Below are 4,580 nucleotides of genomic sequence, written 5' to 3' on the forward strand. Positions count from 1 at the left end.
CCGCCTCGCCCGGCTCGACGTGGCGCCCTCGAGTGGCCCGTCGAGCGCGCTCGCCGCGCGCTTTGCCGGGCTCACCCTGTCCCCCGGCGATGCGGCGGCGACCGCTTCTGCCGCGCCCGACCCCACGCTCGTCACCTTCGAGCAAACCAGCCCGCACTGGCTGCTTCAGACCCACCAGATGGAAGGGACCACCAGCCCCCAGCCCCCGGCCACGCTGCCGCAAAGCGCCTCGCCCCCCGACGCGCCGGTCGCCAGGCCGCTGGGCCAGCGCTCTTCGCTTTCCCCCGAGAGCGAAGGGCGCTGGAGCCTCTCCGACTGGTATCTCGCCGCGGCACCCGAAGTGACCGGCGATGGCGCGGCGATCTCGCGTCCCGGTTTCCGGCCGAAGAACTGGCACCCCGCGACCGTTCCGGGCACCGTGCTCACCACGCTGATCGATCGCGGGGTCTATCCCGATCCGACGCACGGGCTCAACAACCTCGCCATTCCCGAAACGCTCGCGCATCAGGACTACTGGTACCGCACCGAGTTCGACCTTCCGGCCAGCGCTGTGGGCAAGAAACTCGACCTGCAACTCAACGGAGCCAACTACGCCGCGCAGGTGTGGGTCAACGGCACGCCGGTCGGCCGTATGACCGGCGCCTTCATCCGCGGCCGCTTTGACGTCAGCGCCTATCTCAGGCCCGGCCGCAACGCGGTGGCGGTGCGCATTTCGCCCCCGCCGCATCCGGGCCACACGCAGGAGGAATCGCTGACCTCGGGCGTGGGCGAAAACGGCGGCGCGATGATGCTCGACGGACCGACTTTCGGCGCCTCGGAAGGCTGGGACTGGATCCCCACCATCCGCGACCGCGAAACCGGTCTGTGGCAGGGTGTCGAACTCATCGCCACGGGCGCGGTGCGCCTGGGCGATCCGCAAGTCGTCACCACGCTGCCCAAGCCGGACAATTCGCTCGCCGATGTCGCGATCACCGTCCCGGTCGAGAATCGCAGCGACCAGCCGCGCACGGTGACGCTCACCGCCGCGTTCGACGATGTTTCGGTTTCGCGCCGCGTCACGCTTGCCGCGAACGCCCGCGAGGACGTCCGCTTCGATCCGGCGACCGACGCCGCGCTCGCGGTGCGCAACCCCAAGCTGTGGTGGCCCAACGGCTACGGCGCGCCCAACCTGCACACGCTGCACCTCACCGTCCGCAGCGACGGCGTGGCGTCCGACAGCCGCGACCTGCGTTTCGGCATGCGCCAGGTCACCTACGAGATGTCGCTGGTCGACGATGAAGGTCAGCTCGAACGCGTCGCGCTTGATTTCGCAAAGGCGCGCGCCGAACAGCGCCCGCTGATCGACGTGCGCCACGCCGCGATCCGCCAGGTCGACAACGGCTGGACCTATTCCTTCGCCAAGGGCGCCGAGCACGATCCGGCGGTCACCCCGATCGCCGGGGACGCCGGGCTTTCGCCCTATCTCGTCATCCGGGTGAACGGCGTGCGCATCGCCGCGCGCGGCGGCTCGGTGGGCATGGACGATTTCCTCAAGCGCACCGACCGCGCGCATCTGGAGCCTTACTTCAAGCTCCAGCACGACGCCCACGTCAACGTGATCCGCAACTGGGTGGGCCAGAACACCCAGCCCAGCTTCTTCGACCTCGCCGACGAATATGGCCTGATGGTAATGAGCGATTTCTGGGAATCGACCCAGAACTACAACATCGAGGCCGAGGACCCGCAGCTGTTCATGGCCAACGCGCGCGACGTCGTGGCGCGCTACCGCAACCACCCCTCGATCGTGCTGTGGTTCGGCCGCAACGAAGGCGTGCCCCAGCCGGTGCTCAACCGCGGGCTCGACGCGATGCTGCGCGAGGAGGACGGCACGCGGCTCTACATGCCCTCCTCCAACACCATCAACCTGCACACCTCGGGGCCCTACAACTGGCAGCCGCCCGAAAAATACTTCACCGAGTATTCCAAGGGCTTCGCGGTCGAGGTCGGCACGCCCTCGTTCCCCACGCTCGAAGCCTGGGAGCGCGCAATCCCGGCAAGCGAGCGCTGGCCGATCAGCGACACCTGGGCCTACCACGACTGGCACCAGACCGGGAACGGCGCGGTGAAGAGCTTTACCGATGCGATGGACACCGAATTCGGCACGCCCATCAGCCTTACCGACTTTGCGCGCAAGGCGCAGATGCTCGAATACGAAAGCTACCGTGCCATCTTCGAAGGGCTGAACGCGGGGCTTTGGACCACCAATTCGGGCCGGATGCTGTGGATGACGCAGCCCGCCTGGCCTTCGTCTGCCTGGCAGATCTTCTCGCACGATTACGACACCCACGGCGCCTTCTACGGCATGAAGAAGGCGTCCGAGGCGGTCCATGTCCAGATGAACCTGCCCGATCACAAGGTGCTGCTGGTCAACAACACGCTCGCCCCGCTGACGGGCCTTCGCGTGCGTGCGCGGATCGAGAGCCTGGACGGCGCGCTGCTCGAACGGCGCGAGGCGACGCTCGATGCCGCCGCGCAAAAGCCGGTCGAGGCCTTCACGCTCGACCTCGCCCCGCTCATGGCCAAGGGGCCGGTGCTGGTCCGGCTCGAGGCCAAGGACACGAATGGCAAACGCCTGTCGGACAACTTCTACTGGCAGGCCGCCGATCCCGCCGCGCTCAAGGCGATGAGCGCGATGCCCGCCGTGGCGCTCACCGGCGCGGCGCGCCGCGCCGGTTCGGGCGCGATCACCGTGACCATCACCAATCCGGCCAGGACCGCCGCGATCCAGACCAAGCTCACGCTGTTCGGGGCCGACGGCACGCAGATCCTGCCCGCCTATTTCAGCGACAACTACGTCTCGCTGCTGCCCGGCGAAAGCCGTACGGTGACGATCACCGCCGCGCCCGATCAACTGGCCGGGAAACCGCAAGTGCGTCTGCGCGGTTTCAACGTGACGCCCCAGATCCTCCCCCTCGGAGAATGACGATGTCTACCCTTGCGCCTTCCTTTGCACCTTCCTTTCTGGCCCAGCGCCTGCCCGCCGCCCTTCTGGCTCTTGGCGCGCTCACCCTGCCGCTCGCCGCCCAGGCCCAGACCGCACCGGCGCCCACCCAGACCAGCGCCGAACAGGAGGCCGAACAGCGCCTCCACACCGACTGGGCCTGGACCGCGCGCTACCGCGACCAGAACGCGATCGACCAGCGCGGCGAGGCGCGCCCGCGCATCGTGCTGCTCGGCGATTCGATCACCCAGGGCTGGTTCGATCTTGACCGCGCGTTCTTCACGCCGGGCCGGATCGGGCGCGGCATCGGCGGGCAGACCACCTCGCAGATGCTGCTGCGCTTTCGCCAGGACGTGATCGACCTTGACCCGGACGTGGTTCAGATCATGGCCGGAACCAACGACATCGCGGCCAACACCGGCCCGATGACCGACGAGCAGATCGAAGGCAACATCCGCTCGATGGTCGAACTCGCGCAGGCCCACGGCATCCGCGTGATCCTCGCCTCGATCCCGCCCGCCGACCAGTTCCCCTGGCGCCCAGGGCTCGACACCGGCCCGCGCATCGTGCGGCTCAACGCCTGGCTCAAGGCCTATGCCGCCAAGACCGGATCGACTTATGCCGACTACTGGAGCGCGCTCAAGGGCGAAGGGTTGGGCGCGCGCGCCGGGCTGACCAAGGACCACGTCCACCCCACCCCGGCGGGCTACGCGGTGATGGACAAGGTGGCCGAGCAGGCCTTCCAGAACGCGCTCGCCCAGCCCGCCCCGGCCAAGACGCTCGCTGCAAAAGTGCCGTGAGCGCGCGGCGCGCGCTTCTCGCGCTGACCGGCGTTCTGGCGCTTGGCGCGGGTGCTTCCACCAGCGCTGAGGACACGGCCGGACCGTACGTGCAGACGGCCGACGGCACGCTTGAAGGCGTGATCGCAAGTGACGGGCGCGCGACCTTTCTCGCCATCCCCTTCGCCGCCCCGCCGACCGGCACGCGGCGCTGGGCGCCCCCTGTGCCCCCCGCGCGCTGGAGCGGCGTGCGTCCCGCCAAGACGCCCGCCCCCGCCTGCATGCAGATCGACTATGGCTGGAACCACGCGGCCGCTGCCAACCAGTCGGAAGATTGCCTCTACCTCGACGTCACGACCCCCACGCTCCACCCCGCTGCGCCGCTGCCGGTCATGGTGTGGGTCCACGGCGGCGGCAATCGCGGGGGTAGCGGCGCAGGCACGGTGCAATCGCCGCTGGTCGCGCGCGGGGTCGTGCTGGTCAGCGTGCAGTACCGTCTCTCCGCGCTCGGCTTCCTTTCGCACAAGGCGCTTGGGCCCCACTCGGGCAATTACGGGCTGATGGACCAGCAGGCCGCGCTGCGCTGGGTCCGCGCCAACATCGCGCGCTTTGGCGGAGACCCGGCCAACGTCACGCTCTTCGGCGAAAGCGCGGGCGCGCAGGACGTTGGCCTGCAGCTCCTCGCGCCCGGCGCCAGGGGGCTCTTCGCTAAGGCGATCGAGCAGAGCGGCACCCCCGGCTTCGGCCTGCCGCCGCGCAGCCTTGCGCAGAACGAGGCGCTCGGTGCGCAGATCGCGCGCGCCGCCGGGGCTCCGCCCCGC

At 69.3% G+C, this 4,580-nt stretch carries 3 protein-coding genes; all 3 read left to right on the forward strand.

The genetic code is table 11. The features are described from left to right. Positions 1 to 2,962 (forward strand): glycoside hydrolase family 2 protein (locus MTR62_RS20050; protein ID WP_244024274.1); only part of this gene is annotated, 2,962 nt, incomplete at its 5' end. Between the two features lie 2 nt (positions 2,963 to 2,964). Continuing rightward, positions 2,965 to 3,780, forward strand: coding sequence for a GDSL-type esterase/lipase family protein (locus MTR62_RS20055; RefSeq protein ID WP_244024276.1), 816 nt, complete (start codon positions 2,965 to 2,967; stop codon positions 3,778 to 3,780). Then, on the forward strand, positions 3,777 to 4,580 hold an 804-nt coding region (locus tag MTR62_RS20060), incomplete at its 3' end, for a carboxylesterase family protein (RefSeq protein WP_244024278.1). The genes MTR62_RS20055 and MTR62_RS20060, both read left to right, overlap by 4 nt.

It is taken from the genome of Novosphingobium organovorum (assembly GCF_022832435.1).
GTDB lineage: Bacteria > Pseudomonadota > Alphaproteobacteria > Sphingomonadales > Sphingomonadaceae > Novosphingobium > Novosphingobium organovorum.

Bases quoted from the DNA above. Each gene is read 5' to 3' on its own strand.
- MTR62_RS20055 (WP_244024276.1), top strand. From the start codon at position 2,965: ATGTCTACCCTTGCGCCTTCCTTTGCACCTTCCTTTCTGGCCCAGCGC.